Genomic DNA, 19,764 nt, shown 5'->3' on the forward strand with positions numbered 1-19,764 from the left:
ATACCCGGAGGGCTGTAAACGATTTCAACGCTGCACAATTTCAGCCTCACAAAAAGGTCTGCCGATCCCATATTTTGAGCTGAGACAACAAATTGCTCGCCAGCTACAATAGACTAATAGCTGCAATTCCCTATTATAAAGCAGCCACCGTCCTGTACAGCTTTGATCACATACATGAGAAAGGGGCCGACCCCGGATGACGTTGCTCCTCGGCTCGCACGTATCGATGACCGGTAAAAACATGCTCCTTCAGGCCAGCCAAGAGGCGGCGTCCTACGGCGCGTCCACGTTTCTGATCTACACCGGCGCTCCCCAGAACACGCGGCGCAAGCCGATCGAGGCGCTTAACATTCAAGCGGGACAAGCGCATATGAGGGAAAACGGCATCTCGGACATCGTCGTCCACGCCCCCTTCCTTATCAACCTGGGCAATACGCTGTCTTCGCAAGTGTTTGAGCATGGGATCGGCTTCCTGCAATCCGAGATCGAACGGACGGAAGCACTCGGCTCGTCCCAGATTGTGCTGCATCCCGGCTCCCATGTCGGCGCCGGTACGAAGGCGGGCATCGCTCGGATTGTGGAAGGGCTAAACGAAGTGTTGACGGACAAACGCGAGGTTCAAGTATCGCTGGAGACGATGGCCGGCAAAGGCAGCGAGATCGGAAGCTCCTTCGAGGAGCTGGCGGCGATCGTAGACGGAGTTGTTCATAACGAGCGTTTATCGGTATGTCTGGACACATGCCATATTCACGACGCTGGGTATAACGTGAGAGACGATTTGGACGGAGTATTGGATCAATTCGATCGGATTATCGGACTGTCGCGTCTCAAGGTCGTTCATGTGAATGATTCCAAGCATAGCAGAGGCTCGCGGAAGGACCGCCACGAAAACATCGGCCACGGGCATATCGGGCTCCGTGCCCTCCGGTACGTCGTCCACCATCCGCAGCTCTTCGCGATCCCCAAGCTTCTCGAGACACCGTCAATCGGGGAAAAGAAATACGTCAACCCTCCCTACAAGCACGAGATCTCGCTGCTGAAAGGAGAGACGGACGAGCCTGTCTCTAAAACCGCTGACGTCCTTTCCCCATAACAAATCCCGCATACGTCCGGCTCCCAGCCTGCCCCTAATCGTGCCGCACGGAAGGATCAGACCGGATGCGCTCCGTTTACACGGTCACAGCAGCTCTGCGCTCCAGCAGGACGATCCGGTCGCAGATCGCATCCGCGTCTTCTTTGTCGTGGGTGACGAGAATCGAGGTCATGTTGGCCGCTCGCAGCAGCTGCTTCAATTCGTCGCGGATTTTGCCTTTCAGATCCGCATCGAGATTGCTGAACGGCTCATCCATCAGCAGGATGGACGGCCTCGGCGCGAGCGCCCGGGCGAATGCGACGCGCTGCTGCTGTCCCCCGCTCAGCTCATGAGGGTACCGCTTGGCATATTCGCGCAGTTGCACGAGGCCGAGCATCTCGTCCAGTCTGGCCGCCCGCTCTTTTTTCGTCAGCCGGTGCAGACCGAACAGAATGTTGTTCTCGACGGTCAGATGCGGGAATAACGCATAATCCTGAAAGACCATCCCGACGCCACGCGACTCGGGACTGACGAATACATTCGAATCGACCATCGTCGTCCCGCCTATCGAGATCCGGCCCGAACGCGGCGCCTCCAGCCCGGCTATTAACCGCAGCAGCGTACTTTTCCCGCAGCCGCTCTGTCCGAGCACGCCTACGACCTCGCCTTGCTCCAGCTGGATCGAGAACCCGCTCAGCACGTGTTCGTTTCCTTTGTCGTATTGAAAAGTAAGGTTGGATATCTCAAAAAAGGTCATAGGGATCGCTTCTCTCCTAACCAATGATAAAAAAAGACGGACAGCATGCCGACGGCAACAATGAGCAGCGAGGGCGCCGAAGCTTGATGGATCTGCTCGTCGCTTGCGTACTGGTACGCTTTCGTCGCCAGCGTATCGAAGTTAAACGGCCGCAGCAGCAGCGTCAGCGGCAGTTCCTTGACAATTTCCATAAACGTCAGAATACATCCGGTAAAAACGGCTCCCTTGATCATCGGCAGATCGACCTTGAAAAACGTCCGGGTCATCCCCATGCCGAGCAGGCGCGACGCTTCTGAATACCGGTTGCCGATCTTCTCGAATCCGGCTTCTACCGAGTTAAACCCGACCGCCAGAAATCGGATGATATAAGCAAACACGAGCATCGCCAGCGACATGCTGAGTACAAGCTTGCCTTCTCCCCAGCCGAGACCGGCGTATAGGCCGCTGAGCTTGTTGTCGAGCGAGATGAACACGGCCAGCACCCCGATGGAGAGCACAGCTCCGGGGATCGAATACCCCATGGAAATCAGTTTCGACAACGCCAGCGTATACCCCATCCGGTGCAAACGGCAGACGTTCGCGACGATAACGGCGACCAGCATAAGCAGCGCGATCGATACGACGGAGATGTACAGAGTGTTCCACAGCAGTCCGGCGAATTTGGCGTTCAGCACGTCCCGGTACGTCCAGGTCGCCCACACGATCAGCTGTACGACCGGGATGATAAAGGAAAACGATACGATCACCGCTCCGAACACAAATGCCGCAAACGCCGGAACTCCCCGAAGCCTTCTTCTCGCCAGCGGCCTCATTTTACTGGTAGAGGAGTTGTACCTCCTGCGCCTGCGCAGCAGCCGCTCGATCAGGAACACGCCGACGATGAAGCACATGAGCAGGGCGGCGAGCCGGAGCGCCGAGTCGACGTCAGACATGCCGAACCACGTCTTGAATATCGCGGTCGTAAACGACTGAATGCCGAAATGCTTCGTAACCCCGTAGTCGTTCAGTACTTCGAAGGCGACCAGGCTGGCGCCTCCGACGATCGCCCCTTGCGACAGGGGAAGGACGATCCGGAAAAAAATATGAACCGGATTTTTGCCGAGCAGCCTCGCATTTTCGATAAAAGCGGCGCTTTGCTTCTCCAGAAACGTCTTCGTAATCAAGTATACGTACGGAAATAAAAACAAAGTAAAAATGAAGACGGCGCCCTTAACGGACATGATGTCGAAATAGTTCTGATCCGGCGTCCAACCGATCACGTTGCGGAAAAAGATCTGAACGCTCCCGGTATAGCTGAGCATATCCCCGTACGTGTAAGCGGCGATATAAGGCGGGATCGCCAACGGCAGCACGAAAGCCCAGGCAAAAAAACGCCTGAGCGGAAATTCGTATGCGGCGACGAGCCAAGCGAGCGTAACGCCGATCAGCACGGTGAAAAAGACCGTTCCGAGCACGAGCCGAAGCGACTCGAGCGCGTAATCAAGCAGCAAGTACTCCTGGATATGCTGCCAGTTTTCGTTCGGCTTCCGGAAGAGGCCGATCAGAATATATAGAGACGGAACAAGGGCCGCAAGGGCCCCGGCCGCGCTTAGGAGGACCCAAGCGTTGCTGTTCCGTTTTATCGTACGCCATAACGTGTTGACCTTCATTGTAAGTTCCAGCCTACTTCCAGCCTACCTTGTTTAACAGTTCGGTAGCTTTTTTGTTATGATCGCCGAGCTTGCCGAAGTCGATCTGTTGGGTCTTGAACGTTCCCCACGATTTCAGCAGCTCCGGCTTGTCGGCCGTTTCGTTTACCGGGAATTCGAAGCTGCCTTGGCTCAGCATCGTTTGCCCTTCCTTGCCGGTAATGAACTCGACCAGCTTGATTGCATTTTCTTTGTTTTTGGCATGTTTGGTCAAGCCGACGCCGCTGATGTTCAGATGGGTGCCGGTCGTGCCTTGGTTCGGGAAAAACACCCCGATGTTTTGCGCGACTTTCACTTCTTCGGCGTCCTTCGAATTCAACATTTGACCGACATAATACGTATTCATGATCGCAACGTCGCCGACTTTGGCGGCAATCGCCTTCGCCTGGTCGCGGTCTCCGCCCTCCGGTTTGCGGGCCAGGTTCGTCACGATGCCCTTCGCCCATTCCTCCGCCTTCGCTTCGCCGTTCAATTCGATAAAGGAAGCGAGCAGCGACTGGTTGTACAAGCTCGACGAGGAGCGGACGAGCACCTTGCCCTTCCATCTGTCGCTGGCCAAATCTTCATAGCTGGACAGCTGCTCCGGCTTGACGCGGTCTTTCGCATAGACGATCACGCGGGCGCGCGTAGCGACTCCGACCCATTGATTGTCCTTGTCGCGGAATTGCTTCGGAACGTTTTTGTCGATTGCTTGCGAGGTCATCGGCTGCAGGACGCCGTTTTGCTTCGCGTAGTTGAGCACGCCGCCGTCCACGGTGACGAACAGGTCCGCCTCCGTGCTGGCGCCTTCCCGCTTCAGCCGTTCGACAAGCTCCTCCGCCGTCCCTTTGACTTCATTAACTTTAATGCCGGTTTGCTTCGTAAAAGCATCATAAAGAGTGCTGTCCACATCATAGTGGCGGGCGGTAAAGATGTTAACGACCTGCTCCTTGCCTTTGGCGGCGTTGTCCGCCTGCTTGCCTGCATTCGGGTCGGCCGCACTGCCGCCTGTCTGGGCACCGCCGCAGCCGGCTATCACAATCATCACCATCGTAGTCAGCAGCGCAAGGCCGCCGGTAAGTTTGTTTTTTCTCATCGCTATTACCCCTATTCTTCTTTTGTGTATAAAAAATCAATTAGTTAGCTTGTTCGTTGATGATAATATTCATTCTCAGTGGAGGGCCAAAAAAAATGGCGGCCTGCAAGTTTCGTACCCGAGTACTTCTTCCGGGCCTTCATTCAAACAGCCGCTGCTTTCTTCCCCTTGATTCGGAGCGGCCTTCGCCTGTCGGCGTTGTATGTATCATGGCTTCCCTCCAGCCGTTTTCCATTCTCATTGATAATGAATATCATTACCATTGGAACGAACAATTTACATTATAACCGATGAAAATGAGAAAACGATGTGAAAACGAAAAAAAGTAGATAAGCTTCTATAGAAACTTACCTACCCGCGTTTAATTACCGTTATTTGGAGGTACTGCCGGTAATAATACAGTTACTGTCGTGCCTTCGTGCTCCACGCTTTCGATCTTAATAGTGCCGTCGTACCGTTCGACCAGCCGTTTGGCGATCGCGAGCCCGAGGCCGTGGCCGCCCTGCTCCCCGCTCCTGGCCTTATCCACCCTGTAGAACCGGTCGAGGACGCGAGTCAGCTCGCTTGCGGGGATACCCGCACCCTGGTCGGACACTTGAATGCACACTTGCCCGTCACGGACCGTCCCCGTCACCCGGACCGATTTCCGGTCCGGCGAATATTTGACCGAGTTGTCGATCAGAATATGCAAAATCTGCTCCAGCTGCTGCTCCGGAATACCTACCGCCACGCCGGTTACCTTGTCCGTCACGGCTTCGAACCGGAACGTGGGGAAAACGACGGCGCTGTTCCGGACGATCTGCCGGATCGTCTCGGCCGGATCGGCAGCGGGCCATTCCCCTTCGGGAAGCGCCGCTTCCGCGCGCGACAAAGCGAGCAGCTCCTGAACGAGCCCCTTGAGCCGGGCCAGCTCGTGAATGGAAGCGTCCAGCGATTCTTCCAGGATGGCAGGGTCGTTTTTTCCCCAACGCCGCAGCATCGCCAGATGGCCTTCGATAATCGCGATCGGCGTCCGCAGCTCGTGCGAGGCGTCTTCGACGAACTGTTTTTGCTGGAGAAACGATCTCTCCACCTGATCCATCATGTTGTTGAACATACTCATCAGCGTATAAATCTCGTCCTGATTGCCGCCGAGCGGCACCCGCTCATGCAGCCCTTTCCGATTGATCTTGCGGATCGTATCGGACATCGATTGCAGCGGCTTCAGCACTTGGCGGGCCAGCATCCAGCCCCCGAAGCCGCTCAAAAAAACAGCTCCAAGCCCGCACAGCAGCATGACGCGGGAGAAAGCCGCGATTAATTCGGCGAAGTCCTCCGTATTGCGGACAATCTCGATCGTGCCGGTAAACTCAAAAATGGTGAGCGGGCTCCTCATGATCAGCAGATTCTCGCTCCGCTGCCACGTCCCCGCGATCTCACCGCCCGCTGCCGATCTCGGCATCTCGCCCCAGCCGCCGCTTAACCCGTTCGAGACGGACACGATGACGCTGCCGTTCGCGTCGAGCACGCGAATCCCTTGATTTTGCCCGTTTATCCGTTCGAGAAAACCGCGAATCGGGGCCAGATCGGCCCCCTTGAAGGCGAATTCATTTTCCAGGAAATAGTTAAGCGCCGCTCGCATCGTCTGCTGGACACCGGTCTTCTCCCGCTTGATCATCCATTGCTCCACATACACGTACTGAACGGCGTTATACGCCGCGAACAGCAAAAACAACAGCAAGGACGACCATAAAGTCAGCTTCCACTTGATCGGGAGATGCAGCCAGGTACGCGTTAATTTTCTCATCTTCGCATCACGTAGCCGGTACCCCGGAGCGTCTGAATATAGCTCGTTTCCCCCGGTGCATCGATCTTGTTACGCAAATAACGGACATACACATCCACGACATTCGTATCGACCGCCGCTTCATATCCCCATACCATGTCGAGCAGCGTTTCGCGCGTCAGCACCCGGCCCGCGTTGCTCAGAAACGCAATGAGCAGATCGTATTCCCGCTTCGTCAGCTCGATCTTTCCGGCTCCCTTACGCACCTCGCGGGAATCCAGATTCACGATCAGGTCCTGGAACGACAGCAGCGCTTTGTTGTCCTCGTCTCTGTCCTCCTGCCTGCGGAAGACGACCCGGATGCGCGCCAGCAGCTCCTCGATCGCGAACGGCTTCGGAATATAGTCGTCCGCTCCGCTGTCGAGGCCCGATACCCGGTCCGTAACACTGTCTCTGGCTGTTAATATAAGGATCGGCGTTTTCTTGACGGTCCGGATTCGCCGGCATACTTCCATACCGTCTATACCGGGCAGCATCAGATCGAGCAGGATGACGTCCCAGTCCTCTCTCAAGGCGAGGTCCAGTCCCGACGGCCCGTCGTAAGCCGTCGTCACCGAGAATGAGGCATGGCGCAGCTCCAGCTCGATAAACCTCGATAAACGTTTCTCGTCTTCGATCAGCAAAATGGTCTTCATCCCGCAGCTCCGCCCTTGGTTCATCTCATTAAGTGAGAATAGTTATCATCATTCTGCTGTTATTGTATAAGAAAAAGGCTGGCGCATCAACCTTTGGCGGAGGTGCGGTAAGGGCGGCGTCCTTAAAGCCTGGGCGGGCAGGTGACCGGACTAAGCGGACCGGACGACACGAATCGGGGTGCTGAGCTGCGCTTTGTAATCGAAACGGTTATCTCCCCTCCAGCTCCCGGACTCGTTTTGTCAGCTCCTGCACAGCCTTAATCAATGGTGCGATAAACTCGGTATAACGCAAGCCGTAAACCGGTTCGCCTGTTGAACCTCCATCATTATCCTGAGGGAAGGAACGGGTCAAGGCGGCAAACTCGTTATCTGTCATCCCTAGCCGGCTGATCACCCTCTCCACATCCTGCGCGACTAATCCGTAATGGACGCGCCCGCTTTGCCCGTCCGTCATCTTATACTTGGCGGGAGTAAGCAGGTTAACGAAATCCAGTCCCAGGTCGGAAGCTTCAACGTCGTACTTCAGCCGTTCGTCCGACGTCTGGATGACCGCATTGGCCGCGTAAATATCGTTAAACCGGTAAACCGGCTGCCCCAGATTTTGAACGCCGTCCGACGTGGGGTGCAGGTCGCCGTTTGCTTTATACAGAAACCTCGGTGTCCCGTTCAAAGAAACCGATACGTCGCCGCCTCCCGTTATCGCCTGGTCCGCCGTCGAAGTCCCGCTGCGAAGCGTCAGACGCGATACACCGTCAATCGTACCGGCGGTATAAGACGCACCGTCCTGAATGATGGACAGCTGCTTCGCCAGCCGGTCCGCCGTCCCATTGCCGGACGTAGCCGCACCGGTGACAACCGCGGTCGAACCTCCGTCGCACATTACGCCATAGCGCGTATTCTGGCTGGCATTGACCTTCGTAGCCCTTGCCACAGCTCCGAACGCAAGCGAGAGTCCGTCCCGGCCGTTATAGGAAGCCGTCGCATTCGTACACGATATTCTCCCTCCGTACTCGCCGTGAATTCCGTTTAAACTGTTGTACACAGCCGTCGCGCTATCCGCGCTGAGTTGGGCGCCCGCCCTGGCCTCGAATCCGTTCGCCGCATTGCCTGCGGAAATCGTATTCGGAGCCACCAGCGATCCGCCGTTAAATGCAAAGCCTCCAACGAGCCGATTGCCGATAAAGAAGGCCGCGCTCGTGTTAAAGCAGCCGCCGTAGTCCGCGATCACGCCGTCCAAATAATTTCCTGCCGCTATGCAGAATTTGATCTCGATCGCGGCGGAGGTGCCTACGTAATATCCTCTTCGGCCGTTTCCCGTCGATACGGCACCTTTGCCGTACACGCCCGAGCCGCCGGCAACGCATATGCCTTGCTGGTCAAACTGGCTCACACATACGAACTCTCCGAGCGATATCGATCCGCCGGAAATACCAAGCGGATTTTCTCCACCAGGTGCAGCCGAGCCGCTCACGATCGTGTTGGACCCGACATAGATGCCATGCGTTCCTTTCTCCGTCCCGGTCACATTGGCTTCATTCCAATAGTCGTACATGTTGCCGACGATTCCCACATCCTCCAGGAGCCCGACACTGGAGCCTCTGACAACAATCCCGTCGGTATCGTTGTATTTAAGAATCGTGCCAATCTTGTATAGATCGGCGGAAGCCAGCGTATGCGCCGGAAATGCCGACTGGCGGTAGCGGTTGCGGACCGTGATCTGATTGGCGCCTGCCGACACGACTTCCCAAAATCCCGCATGGGCGTAATGGTTGCCGTCTCCGGACGTCTTGCGAATCATCACCCAGTCTCCTGCCGCAAAGCTTGCCGCATTCGTCACTGCGAGCGTAACGAGATAATGCCCCGCCGTCCCTGTCACGCTCGTCTGGCCGACCGCTTTGGCGGTTAAGGTTACATCCGCCCCTTTTATATGAATCTGCTCGGCGTTCGGATGCGTAATCCGGGTAGCTCCCGGCATCACATATGGACCCGCGGCCAAACGGATGCGGACCACCGAGCTGGACGGGATCATCCAGCGCTCGATCGCATGCAGCGCCGCATTCAGATCGGGATACTGCGAGGGCACGTCTACCGTGATATCGGCTCCGGGGGGGACGAAATAAACGTGTCCGCCGGCTGCGTCTGCGGCCAGCTGGGCGTCGCCGTTCCAATCCGCGGCGCTCGCCAGCTCGTTTAGCTTATCCGCCACGGTGCGGCCTTTGTAGCCGACCATCGCGGCTCCCTTCGCAGGGTCCGCATTATTCGCCAGTTCCTCCCTCAAGCCGTTATCCCAAGGCTTGCCTTTATGTCCGTAAACCGCCTCCCCGACCGTGCCCGCTTCCGCTTCTGCGAACTCCAGCTTCAGCAGCTCCGAGGACAGTAAGGCAGCGCCGCCGAGCCCTGCGGCGGCAAGCAGCTTTCTGCGGCTGATCGATGGGGCGGAGCCGCCGTTTGGCGGCAGCTCCTGACGTTGATCTTCATCCTGACGAGGCATTCCGAATCACTCCTTTACTGGATGGGTGTTGCCTTGAGAGGTTTACTTGCGTCCTTCCGCATACTTCTTCGTCTGCTCCTCGTCGAACTGGCGCAGCGCCGTATTCAGGTCGATTTGATCCTTCACGATTTTGCCCATCAGATTGGTGATGTCGTTTAAAGCTCTGCCTGCGAATTCCGTCGGCGGGAACGGCTTGGCCGGCTTGGTTTTAAATACGGCCTGCACGTTTTTCCCTTTCAGGATGTCGAGGTTTTTGCCGAACTCGTCTTCGAACTTTTTATCCTTCAGCACCGATATTTTGCCGTCGCGCACAAGCTCCAGCTGCACTTCGTCGGAAACGACCGTACTCATGACCTGTAAAGCGGCTTCTTTGTTTTTGCTTGTTTTGGCAAGCAGCATCAGATGAATGTCAATTTGCGTGCCGATCCCCGGCTTCTCCGGGAATACCGGGTAGGAAGCCATGTCCCAATTCGTGAAGCTCGACTTGATTTTGTCGTCGTTCATAAAGCTGAGCCAGTTCAGGCCGGCGATCATGGCGATCGTCTGGGTTTGGTTAAAATCTTTTATGCCGTTGCCGAGCGATTTAATATCCGAGTTGCCCGGAATCTCGTAGATGTCTCTGACCATCTGGAACACGCGTTTCCACGCATCCGTATTAGCAATCGATTTGTAAGTGGCCGGATCGATGAGAGGCAGCTCCAACTGGGAGCCGGGACGGAATACCGAGTCGGGCTCCAATCCCCGATACTGCACGTTGTCCGCCACCCGCGTCAACTTTTTGGCAAGCTCCGTCACCTCTCCCCAAGTCATGCCGTCCTTCGGGTACTCGACTCCGAATTTGTTGAATATATCCTTGTTGTAGTACAACGCGTTAAACTGCAGTGTATACGGCAATCCGACCAGATAGGGGGTCTGATTCGTGATTTTGATCGATTCGAGCGCATCCGCCTTAAACCCGCTAAGAACGGTTTTTTGGCTTTGCACCAGCTCCGTCATATCGAATTGCAGATCCCACTGCTTGAAATCCTGCAGGGTGAGCGAATTCGTCGTAATGATATCCGGCACTTCTTTCGCAGCGATCAGGTTCGGCAGCGTCACCGTTTTGTTATCGATCAGCAGCGGCTTGACCGTGATATGCGGATATTTCTTTTTCACCGGCTCGATCACGTACCGCTCCATCTCTTTTTCTGTAAAATAACCGGGCCGATAACCGAAAGTGATCGTTACCGGCTCCTGCTTCGCAGGCTGCACGGCAGCCGGCTGTGTGCCGGACGCGGCATCGGCCCCTTGACCCGAACCTCCCTCTGAAGCTTCTTTCCCTCCGCATCCGGCCAGCAATGACGCCGTCATCGCCGCGATGGCGGATAAAGCAACCGCTCTTTTTTTCCCCACCATATGAATACCGACTCCCCTCATGTTTTCATCAGCTACAACGGACTCTCTTACTTGCTCTTGCTGTCCTCGATGTGACGGTTGATTTTTTGGTCAGCATCGCGTAATGCGCTGTTCAAATCCTGGCCGTTGAAATAGTCCTCGAAGCTTTTCAGCACGATTTGATTGACTGCGCTGTCTTCATAACGCGAGTAGGCCGGTGCCGGGACGGGAGAGCTTTTGAAGATCGACTCCAACCGTTTGCCTTTCAGGAAAGGCATGTCGGCGCCCAGCTGTTTTTTCATCTCGGGGTTTTGCAGCGGAGACAGCCTGGCTGTCGTTCGCGCGCTCAGCAATTGAACCTCGTCGGAGGTAACGACCTGAAGCACCTGCATCGCTTGATCCTTATGCTTGCTCGTCTTCGTGATCGCAAGCACGTGCGCATCGACATGGCCGTACACATTCGGCTTCTCCTTATAGCTCGGATACTGGGCCACGTCCCAATTCAAGCCGCCTGCGGCCGCTTCCTCCAATGCCAGATTCAGCAGGTTGATCGTCGTAATCATCGCCAGATTCTGGTCTTTCAGGAAAGCGGGTTTGGCATTGGCGTTCAGGAAATTCCCCGGCTTATTGCCCGGTATCGAATAGATGGAGCGGGCAAGCTCGAACAGCCTCCTCCATTCGTCCGTGTCGATCGCGGACCTTTCATTCCCGCTGTTGACGTACGTGATCCCGAGCGGCTTGGACAACCGGGATACCGCCTCCGGATCGAGACCCCGGTACGAGACCCCTCCCTCGCTGCGGGTAACTCTTTTTGCCAGCTCGATCGTCTCTTCCCACGTCATGCCGTCTGACGGGTACGGGACGCCGAACCGGTCGAAAAGATCTTTGTTATAGTAAATCGCATTAAACTGGACGGTAAACGGAAGGGCGTACAGCTCCCGCTGCCCCGACAATACGCGGATGGAATCCAGGACAACCGGCTCGAACCGGGACAGATCTGCGCCGTGCCGGGCGGCAAGCGGCGTCATATCATACAATAAATCGTAAGCCTGGAAAGTAGACAGTCCGCCATTCCACGTATACAGCAAATCCGGAGGCTGGCCAGCAGCCACCAAATCTTGAATCATCGTACCTTTGCCGGGCTTTAGCAACTCGATGTCGATATGCGGGTATTTCTTCTTGACCGGCTCGATAAACAACCGGCTGACGTCCTTCTCCTCAATGCCTACCGCCGGAAACAAGCTCAGCTTGACCGGTGACGTATCAAACGCCTCCGCCTTCTCCGTAGCCTTCTCCGCTGCCTTCTCCACGGTCTCCTTAGCAGGTCCGCAGCCCGCCAAGGCGGGAAGTATGCAGAAACCGGCCAAGATCGACTTCATCGTTGCAGCTTTTCCTGCCTTCACTTGTATAGCCCCCTTAACTCCTGTAACACGCGCCCAATAATAGCCCGGATGTCCGCCGGGCGGGGGCGCACCTTTATTCCAGCTTCAAGCGCCAGTAAACGATTTTTACCCGGTTCCACGTATAAGTGATATATAGGTGGTCGCCCTGCGTTACGATAGCCGGATACGAAAATTCCCCCGGCTCATCTTCCAGCACAAACTCGTCCCCCCACGTATTCCCGTTGTCGTGCGAGAGACGAACGACGAGCGGCGTTCTCGCCCCCCGGTCCTCCCCGACCGGATTGTATACGAGAGCGAGCGTTCCGCTTTGCATCCGGGCAAGATCGATGCCGCTGTTGTTATTGGGCAGCGGCGTCGCATAAGCGGGTGACCAGGTTTCCCCTTGGTCCGTGCTGTCGCTTCGGTATATCGCTCCCGCGGTGCTGCGCAGCAGCATATGAACGCCCTCGTCCGACTCCCACAGCGTCGGCTGAATGATTCCTTTCCCCGGGAACGATTCATGATCGATCGGGACGAGACTGCTTGCCTCCCACGAACCGCCGTTATCGCAGGAGATATCGACAAAAGCGTCCCACTGCTGCAGCGTTTCGAGTGAGGCCGGCGCCAGCAGCATCCCGTTGCGCAAATAAATCGGCTTATTCCGGACCGGCCCGCGTCCCCCCGTATCGTTCTGAACAAGCGGGACCGGCTCCGACCATCTTGCGCCGTCGTCCGTAGATGTGCACGTCAGCGTATGCCAATGAGGAATCGTATGGCCGACCTTATAATAGAGGCGGAGCTTCCCCTCGTTCGTACGAAACAGAACCGGATTCCAATGCGGCATCCCCTCGCGGTCCGCAATCTTTTGCGGCTCCGACCATTTCCCGTTCTCCCGTTTCGAGCTCCAGATCGCTACATCGCCCATTCCTTCCTTCGTGCCTCCGAACCAGGCGGCCCGAATACTCCCGTCCGGCAATACGTCCAAGGTGGAAGCATGACAGCTGGCAAACGGCCGGCGGTCACCAAAAATATATTCTTTTTCCGTAAAGCTGTACCTCAACACGACTCACTCCCATCCCGCAACACTTGATCGTTTCCGACTGCGGCCGCAATCTGGTATCACTATATCCCCGTACGAACCCGTTTCCAAGAAGCAAAACAGGCGCCCCGTGCATCAATTTTCGCACTCCGGCGACCGATGATGCATGTATCTACCTGGATGCATGTTTCCCACTCGAAGAAACGCACAACAGCCAAGCCCGAAACCTCTCGGCTTCGGGCTTGGCTGTTGCGTAATGCGTTCAATCCGGTATTCCAGCCGCCTCTCTGTTCGCGTCGGCTGCAATCGATTTGCGAAAATCGTTCGGGGACAAACCTTCCACCTTTTTAAACGTTCGCAGAAACGTCGTCCGGTTATGAATTCCTACCTTCTCCGCAATCGCGCCGATCGGCAGATCGGAATGGAGAAGCAGCTCCTTCGCTTTGGAGATTCGCACTTGGCTGATGTAATCGGTAATATTCATTCCGGTTTTCTCTTTGAATACGCGGGAGACGTACTTGACGGACACGTTCATTTTATCCGCGATCTTGTCCAGATATAAATCTTCGTTGTAATGCTCGTCGATGTAGCTCATGATGGCGGACAGAAGCGCCCCCGACCTGTAAGCATGCTGCTGACGAATCATCGTCTCCGCGATCCCGCTATACAACCTGTGCAGCAGCTGCCGCCTCTCCTCCGGGTCGGCGGCGCTAGCCTGGAAGCGGAATAGCTGTTCCTCTTCCCGCTCCGTTAAAACCGCAGCGACGCCGATGCCCTTCTCGGACACAAATCTCAGCCCAGTATAGGCCATATCCGAGATGAGCGAGTGAAGCTGTTCGGCGGAACCGCCCTTGAGCTCGCATGACCTCAAAAGGTGATCGACCGCCTCCGACAAGCCCCCTTCGTCCCCCAGCTTCAGCAGATTCAGCAGCTTGTTTTCGTCGGAGAACAAATAGGAAGCGTCTACTCTCCTATCTGGCTTGTCCTCCCTCAGAATGACAAAATCCGGAGAGGACGTTTTCCTTCGCAACTGGTCCATTGCCTCCCGGTAAGACCGCGGGATGCCGTCCAGCCCCGGGTATAAACGGCCTGTCTCGATATGGACGCTGCAATAGATCGCATCATACCGGAACGTTTCCGCCAACTGCTCCAGCCCTGAACGGATGCCGGCGAACTCCTCCTCGTCGTCCAAATTAACGACGCAAATATATTGATGCTGCCTGCACTCAAGAACGTACAGATCGGCATAATCCTGAAGCGTTCCCCAGATCAGTTTCTTAAGCTTGCTATGAATGAGCATCCGGTCGACATCCTGCACCCCGGAATAAAATGTCGTCTTAAACTCGAACAGGATCGTACAGCACGCAAAGCCGCTTTTCGAATATCCCATCTGATCGAGCAGCAGGCTTTGCTGTTCCCGGGACAGCTTGCCGCCCTGCAGCAATTGAAGCAAGGCAACGTCCAAATATTCCGTGGACACGTTGCGCAGCTTCTCCTCGAACTGCCGGTTGTACCGAAGCAGCTGATCGATGCCTTGACCGATCCTCTCAAACTCGTCTGATGGCGTTACACGGCCGGGCGCCGGCTCTGCCCCGTTTTCGCCTTGATTGAGGATTTCCGAGATGCGCCGGATCGGATTGTAGATCCGAAAAGTAAATACGAATGAAAACGCAATGCTGATTACGCCCAATACGGCGCAAATCAGGAGCAGCATGTTGACGATGCCCCCAGCCTGCTTATTGAATTCGGCGGCAGGGGTGAGCGCGTAGTACTTCCATCCGTATATGTCGGATTGGACGATGGCCGCCAAATACTTTTTCCCTTCGATGGATATCGCCTCGGACAAGGCGGCCGGCTTGCCGGCTATCCGGTCGATCTCTCCGGCGGTTTCGCTATTGGGAAACGCCTGATCCGAAGCTAGAATAAAACGACCGTCACCGCTGGTTACGATGAAGCGGGTGTTCGGGTATGCGACGTTTCCCGAGAGCGTTTTGCGGATCGCGTCAAGTGATACGGAGGCCACGATGACGGCTTTGTTTCCCTGAATGACGCCCGAGGTCAGGAGCGGAACAACCTCCCTTTCGTAAAACGGAGTTTGGACCATGGAGCGGTCCAATATTTCTACCTGCGGCGCGTCGGTTCGTTTCCGTTCCCAGAAGCTCCGGTCATACTCGGCGAACCGGTAAAAACCGGTGAAAAAGGAACCAAAATCTTCCACTCCTCCGCTGGTGTAAACTTTATCATTATCGACATACACGAAAATTTCGTCCGTCGTCGTGTTTGCGATCGAACGGATTCGCCTCAAGCCGTTCAGCAGTTGATGAACCTCCGTCCGTTCTTCCAGTGAATAAGCGGCGAAAGGCTTCATGAGCCGGATGACGGACGTGTCGCCAAACAGGCCGACAATCGATTCCTGGACCATCTGCAGGTCGTTATCTATCGCTAGGGCTGAAGACCGCATGTTCATCGTTATTTTCTCTGTAAACTCCCGCTTGAATTGATCGACGAAGCGGTCGTAGGTGAACGTACCGATCAATGCGATCGGAAGCAGCAGCGATAAGAAATATAGCAAAATTTGAACGAAAAGGCGGTTGACCCGAAAATACTTCCTCCATAAGTTCATTGCAAACTTCCCCCACACCGCTCTATGGCCGTACACGCGCCAATGCGTCGTTATAGATCGTCTCCATCTCGGGTACGCCGGCCCCAGTCAATTGCTCGGCATAAGCCTCGTATTCGCTTAACGGCCTTGTCCCTATTATAAACTTGAGCAGCTCCTGCTCGAGTGGGGCCAGCCGGGAACGGATGTGGGTCAACCGGTCCCGTTCCTCCTTCGTAAAGCTTGGAGCCACATTGTCGATGACAATCGCCCCCGGATCGCGCTTCAGCTGCTCGCTCCAGCGCAGCAAGTCGGGACTTGACAGCTCCATGGCCGGCCTTTCATCGACAAGAGGAGAAATGGCCAGCAGACCGGCCCCGACTTCCGACTGCATCATGCGAACCGGGTCGGCCGTTTGTTTGTAGGTTTCGGCGAGACGGGCGCTTACTCGGGGCTCTCCGTCCACGATCTCGTACGTTTCCCCACGAATGCCGAAATTCGATGCCAACGCCCCTTCGGGACTATACAGCCAGTCGAAGAGTTTGATAACCCGGAGAGGGTCCTCCACATTGGAACTGATCGCATAAATATCGGATAGCCAACCTTTCGGATACAGAAATCCTCTTGCGCTGCCTTTAGCATTTGCAAGGTAAGGAATCAGCTCCAGACGATAGTCCGGATGATCCCGCTTTAACGCCTCGTTGAAATTAAGCGCAAACGTATAATTGTCGTAATAAAAAAAGGATTTCCCCGAGCCGAGGTTATCGCTCCAGCGCTGCTGACTGTTAACATCGAAGTCGGAATCGATCAGCCCCTCGCGGTACAGCCTGTTCAGGTACATCAGCACTTCTTTGAATTCCGGCTTGTTCGTCCCGTACAAGTACCGCCCGCCTCTCAGATCCGGATCGAAGTACATCCCCGCTCCCGAGCCGAGTCCGAAGGCGACCGCATTCAGAAACGATCCGATTCCTCGCGCCGTCCATGGAATCGAATCCGGATACAGCTCCTTCAGCTTTTGCAGTACGGTATACAACTCGTCAAACGTACGGGGAACCTCGAGCTGATGCTTCTTCAAGATGTCGGTGCGAATCATCGGCGCTTTCGCGTTTTGAATATAATGCTGAGCCGTTACAGGAAATCCGTACAGCTTGCCGTCTACATACAATCGCTGCATCAGCGGATTTTCCTCAAGGATGCTCCGGAAATGGGGCATCTGTTCCAAATAGTCGGATACGGGCAGAAAAATCCCCGTTCTTGCAAACTCAGTCATCTCATTCGGATTAATCAGCAAAATATCCGGCATATGGCCGGTCGTCATCAGCGATCTCTTCTTGTCCGAATAGCTGCTGAGCGGAACCGGGACCAGGTTTAATGTAGTGCCGGTTATTCGCCGGATTTCCCTTAAGACAGGCGTGTCCGTCCTCAGAACCTGTGCCGGATGGTCGCTCCTTATTAACTCAAGCGTAAACGGTTCCGATGTTTGCGCTTTCATATAACTGCAGCCGGAGACCGCCGGGAGCAGAGCAAGAAGCGTACCCAGTGCAATTCGATTGAAAGCCGATTGCCTGTAACCGATCACGAAAGATCCCCCTCCCTGTGAACAAGGTCGTTTGGCAATAGCCAATACAGGTTCAATTGTAGGTACTAAATGGAAAAAAGACAAGAATTATTTGTTCACCAATAAGGAACGTGGTTCTTTATCGATATCTTGCGTTCGTTAGACAGGCTCCGGTTGGCATTGAGATATTTCGGTCCGACATAGAGCGTCCCTCCCCATTCATACCCTGTTGCCTCTTTCCGATCGTCACGCGCAAGGATCCGAGTATAGGACTCGAAGCGATTCAGCACCTTCTGAACGTCCTCTTTCATGGGGCCATCGGTCCAGTAACAAGAAACCGAATCGTAATCAATTCGATACGAAAATTTCACCCTGGGAAACACAGCTTTAAGTGCTTCAATATGACATATTGTGGTATACTCGGAATTTATTAAGAAGGGAATGGTGTATATGTTTAAGCTGTTGTAGTAGCGCTTACAACAGCCTGCGAATTCTATTATTGAAAGGAGAACTATCTATGAAAAAGAGTTTTGTTATAGCATCAGGGACTGTTATTGTAGCTGCCGTTCTCACCGTTGGTGCTGTCACAGCAAGTGTCAATCCGTGGTCAATCTTTACGAAGGTGCAGGGACCAGTTGTATTGGAAGAAGGAGTCACTTTTCAACCGCCAAGCAACCAGGATAAGGCCAATTTGGTTAAATCCATAGATCCCGTAACCGGTAAACCCGCAATGCAGCTTCAGAATAAAGCCGAAGGGTTGATAACCAAGACAATTAAAATGAATCATGACGGTTTTTCCATTGATTTGGAATTCGATTACGTGAATAGGAACGGCGAAATCGTACTGATACCCCGCAGTTTCCATAAACCGGGTGCAGTGTATGGGGCGGTCATTTCGATCCCCAATACAAATAAAAACGTCTTCGAGTTTGAAGGCTCTTTGTATACTGTTGATGTTGAAAGAGGAACTATTGAAAAGCTGCTTAAGGATCAAGTAGGCGGCTATTCGATTGAGGATGCAAAAATTAAGTCGAAGCAACCAAGTCCTAACGGAGGAGATCCGTTCGTTTGGTGGGGGAGTCGACCGAGTATCAACCCGCAAGGTACAACCCTCGTGTTTTTTACAAACCGTAGCGGTAAGGAAGAGGTTTGGGTAAAAGATCTAATAAGCGGCGAAGAGAAGGCTCTAATTCAAGGGGCCATAACGCCTGAAGGTTGGATAAACGAGACGGAATTTGTGGCGAGACATTTTGGCAGCTTACTGAAAATTCACGCGAAGGCCGGGAAAAGCGAAAATCTAGGTGAGATGTTCTCAGTTGCTGTTTCGTCGCCCTATTTAGTGGGCCAAAAATCGAGCGGAGAAATTGAGATCATTGATCTTTCAAACGGCAACTCAAGAACATTGAAACACGAAAGTTTAGCTAGAGCAAGCAGTGTCGTAATATCCGATAAAAACCTTAATATCGCTATAATAGCTCAGCCTGTTCCTGAAAAACCAAAATTCGAATTATTAATTGTAAATATGAAGGATTTAACAACTAAAAAGCTAGATATTCCAGAGGGAAAGGTAGCACGCTCTCTTCAATGGCAAGATGACAAAACGGTATTGGTAAACATCTACGAACTTACATCTAGAGACCAGGAAGAAACTATTGTAGTCGATATAGAAAAACTGTAGAGAGGAGAGAAAATTATGACTAAGAATATATATACTGGCCATTGCAATCGAGAGTATTGCAAAAGTGGATCTGAAAAAAAATGAATCTACAAAGTGGATATCGGCTAAAATGTTCAAAACAAAATGGCCTGAATATCTTAAATCTATCCCCTTCTTTGTTTGATTCGGTAACCGCCGATCAAGTGTTAACGACTGCGGAAAAAGTAAAAAACTTAATGAAATGGGTACCCATGCCCTGCCATTTATCTTGGAAAAAATCGAAAAAGGTGATGAATATCTATTTCCAGTGGTCATTGCACTAACAGATAATTCAAAAAATGTTGTGGAGAATAAAACCGTCGACCCCAGCGAATGGGCTATTCAGAATAAGGACAAATTCTCCAAACTGAAGCAATATGTATAAGATCAATAATAGTCTTTATCGCACTTTGAAACGCAAGAAGCTGACGTCAGTACGATCGACGTCAGCTTCTTGCGTTTTTGTTGTGTTCTCTGCCTTTGTCTTTCGAGAAGATCTTCGGCATCATTGATTTGACTTCGCTGGCCAGAGCTAGGCGGCGGCCACCCTTTAATCCGAGATCACCGCCCGCG

At 54.0% G+C, this 19,764-nt stretch carries 14 protein-coding genes; 2 read left to right on the top strand and 12 right to left on the bottom strand.

From position 1 onward, the window contains the following. Window positions 1–196 precede the first annotated feature (196 nt). Complete coding sequence (locus IDH45_RS05985; RefSeq protein ID WP_190925650.1) at window positions 197–1,093, top strand: deoxyribonuclease IV; 897 nt, start codon at window positions 197–199, stop codon at window positions 1,091–1,093. 76 nt (window positions 1,094–1,169) lie between these two features. Here the strand turns inward: IDH45_RS05985 and IDH45_RS05990 are convergent, their stop codons facing one another. The 12 genes from IDH45_RS05990 to IDH45_RS35180 all read right to left on the bottom strand — a co-directional run bounded on the left by IDH45_RS05990 (window position 1,170) and on the right by IDH45_RS35180 (window position 17,878). Further along, window positions 1,170–1,829 (bottom strand): ABC transporter ATP-binding protein, encoded by a 660-nt coding sequence (locus IDH45_RS05990; RefSeq protein WP_190925652.1) that lies wholly within the window; start codon window positions 1,827–1,829, stop codon window positions 1,170–1,172. Further along, on the bottom strand, window positions 1,826–3,478 hold the full coding sequence (locus IDH45_RS05995) for an ABC transporter permease (RefSeq protein ID WP_190925654.1): 1,653 nt from the start codon (window positions 3,476–3,478) through the stop codon (window positions 1,826–1,828). Before IDH45_RS05995 ends, IDH45_RS05990 begins: the two co-directional genes overlap by 4 nt. A 13-nt stretch (window positions 3,479–3,491) precedes the next feature. Continuing rightward, window positions 3,492–4,592: a Fe(3+) ABC transporter substrate-binding protein gene (locus IDH45_RS06000; protein ID WP_190925656.1), complete on the bottom strand. Its 1,101-nt coding sequence runs from the start codon at window positions 4,590–4,592 to the stop codon at window positions 3,492–3,494. Between the two features lie 361 nt (window positions 4,593–4,953). Next, window positions 4,954–6,378 (bottom strand): HAMP domain-containing sensor histidine kinase, encoded by a 1,425-nt coding sequence (locus tag IDH45_RS06005; protein WP_190925657.1) that lies wholly within the window; start codon window positions 6,376–6,378, stop codon window positions 4,954–4,956. After that, on the bottom strand, window positions 6,375–7,052 hold the full coding sequence (locus IDH45_RS06010) for a response regulator transcription factor (RefSeq protein WP_190925659.1): 678 nt from the start codon (window positions 7,050–7,052) through the stop codon (window positions 6,375–6,377). The genes IDH45_RS06005 and IDH45_RS06010 overlap by 4 nt, the downstream gene beginning before the upstream one ends. A gap of 208 nt (window positions 7,053–7,260) precedes the next feature. Then, entirely contained in the window at window positions 7,261–9,543 is a 2,283-nt protein-coding gene (locus IDH45_RS06015) for a tail fiber domain-containing protein (RefSeq protein WP_190925661.1), read from the bottom strand. Window positions 9,544–9,585: 42 nt separating this feature from the next. Next, window positions 9,586–10,938, bottom strand: coding sequence for an ABC transporter substrate-binding protein (locus tag IDH45_RS06020; RefSeq protein ID WP_190925663.1), 1,353 nt, complete (start codon window positions 10,936–10,938; stop codon window positions 9,586–9,588). A 47-nt stretch (window positions 10,939–10,985) separates the two neighbouring features. Next, a complete protein-coding gene (locus IDH45_RS06025; RefSeq protein WP_190925665.1) occupies window positions 10,986–12,320 on the bottom strand; it encodes an ABC transporter substrate-binding protein in 1,335 nt (444 codons plus the stop codon). A 73-nt stretch (window positions 12,321–12,393) separates the two neighbouring features. Next, window positions 12,394–13,362 (bottom strand): exo-alpha-sialidase, encoded by a 969-nt coding sequence (locus tag IDH45_RS06030; RefSeq protein WP_397326983.1) that lies wholly within the window; start codon window positions 13,360–13,362, stop codon window positions 12,394–12,396. 238 nt (window positions 13,363–13,600) lie between these two features. Beyond that, complete coding sequence (locus tag IDH45_RS06035) at window positions 13,601–15,961, bottom strand: helix-turn-helix domain-containing protein (protein ID WP_190925669.1); 2,361 nt, start codon at window positions 15,959–15,961, stop codon at window positions 13,601–13,603. Window positions 15,962–15,983: 22 nt separating this feature from the next. Next, the gene (locus IDH45_RS06040) at window positions 15,984–17,516 is read right to left on the bottom strand and encodes an extracellular solute-binding protein (protein WP_190925671.1); all 1,533 of its coding nucleotides are present in this window, start codon (window positions 17,514–17,516) and stop codon (window positions 15,984–15,986) included. A 95-nt stretch (window positions 17,517–17,611) separates the two neighbouring features. Beyond that, a complete protein-coding gene (locus tag IDH45_RS35180) occupies window positions 17,612–17,878 on the bottom strand; it encodes an LPD29 domain-containing protein (RefSeq protein ID WP_397326984.1) in 267 nt (88 codons plus the stop codon). A 134-nt stretch (window positions 17,879–18,012) separates the two neighbouring features. On the opposite strand from IDH45_RS35180, the gene IDH45_RS06050 reads away from it, so the two are divergent. Then, entirely contained in the window at window positions 18,013–19,173 is a 1,161-nt protein-coding gene (locus tag IDH45_RS06050; RefSeq protein WP_190925674.1) for a TolB-like translocation protein, read from the top strand. Window positions 19,174–19,764 lie beyond the last annotated feature (591 nt).

Source organism: Paenibacillus oceani (genome assembly GCF_014705615.1).
Classification (GTDB): Bacteria; Bacillota; Bacilli; order Paenibacillales; family NBRC-103111; genus Paenibacillus_AB; species Paenibacillus_AB oceani.

Excerpts from the sequence above, each read along its gene's own strand:
- IDH45_RS05985 (WP_190925650.1), top strand. The coding sequence starts at position 197 with ATGACGTTGCTCCTCGGCTCGCACGTATCGATGACCGGTAAAAACATG.
- IDH45_RS05990 (WP_190925652.1), bottom strand. The coding sequence starts at position 1,829 with ATGACCTTTTTTGAGATATCCAACCTTACTTTTCAATACGACAAAGGA.
- IDH45_RS05995 (WP_190925654.1), bottom strand. The coding sequence starts at position 3,478 with ATGAAGGTCAACACGTTATGGCGTACGATAAAACGGAACAGCAACGCT.
- IDH45_RS06000 (WP_190925656.1), bottom strand. The coding sequence starts at position 4,592 with ATGAGAAAAAACAAACTTACCGGCGGCCTTGCGCTGCTGACTACGATG.
- IDH45_RS06005 (WP_190925657.1), bottom strand. The coding sequence starts at position 6,378 with ATGAGAAAATTAACGCGTACCTGGCTGCATCTCCCGATCAAGTGGAAG.
- IDH45_RS06010 (WP_190925659.1), bottom strand. The coding sequence starts at position 7,052 with ATGAAGACCATTTTGCTGATCGAAGACGAGAAACGTTTATCGAGGTTT.
- IDH45_RS06015 (WP_190925661.1), bottom strand. The coding sequence starts at position 9,543 with ATGCCTCGTCAGGATGAAGATCAACGTCAGGAGCTGCCGCCAAACGGC.
- IDH45_RS06020 (WP_190925663.1), bottom strand. The coding sequence starts at position 10,938 with ATGGTGGGGAAAAAAAGAGCGGTTGCTTTATCCGCCATCGCGGCGATG.
- IDH45_RS06035 (WP_190925669.1), bottom strand. The coding sequence starts at position 15,961 with ATGAACTTATGGAGGAAGTATTTTCGGGTCAACCGCCTTTTCGTTCAA.
- IDH45_RS06050 (WP_190925674.1), top strand. The coding sequence starts at position 18,013 with ATGAAAAAGAGTTTTGTTATAGCATCAGGGACTGTTATTGTAGCTGCC.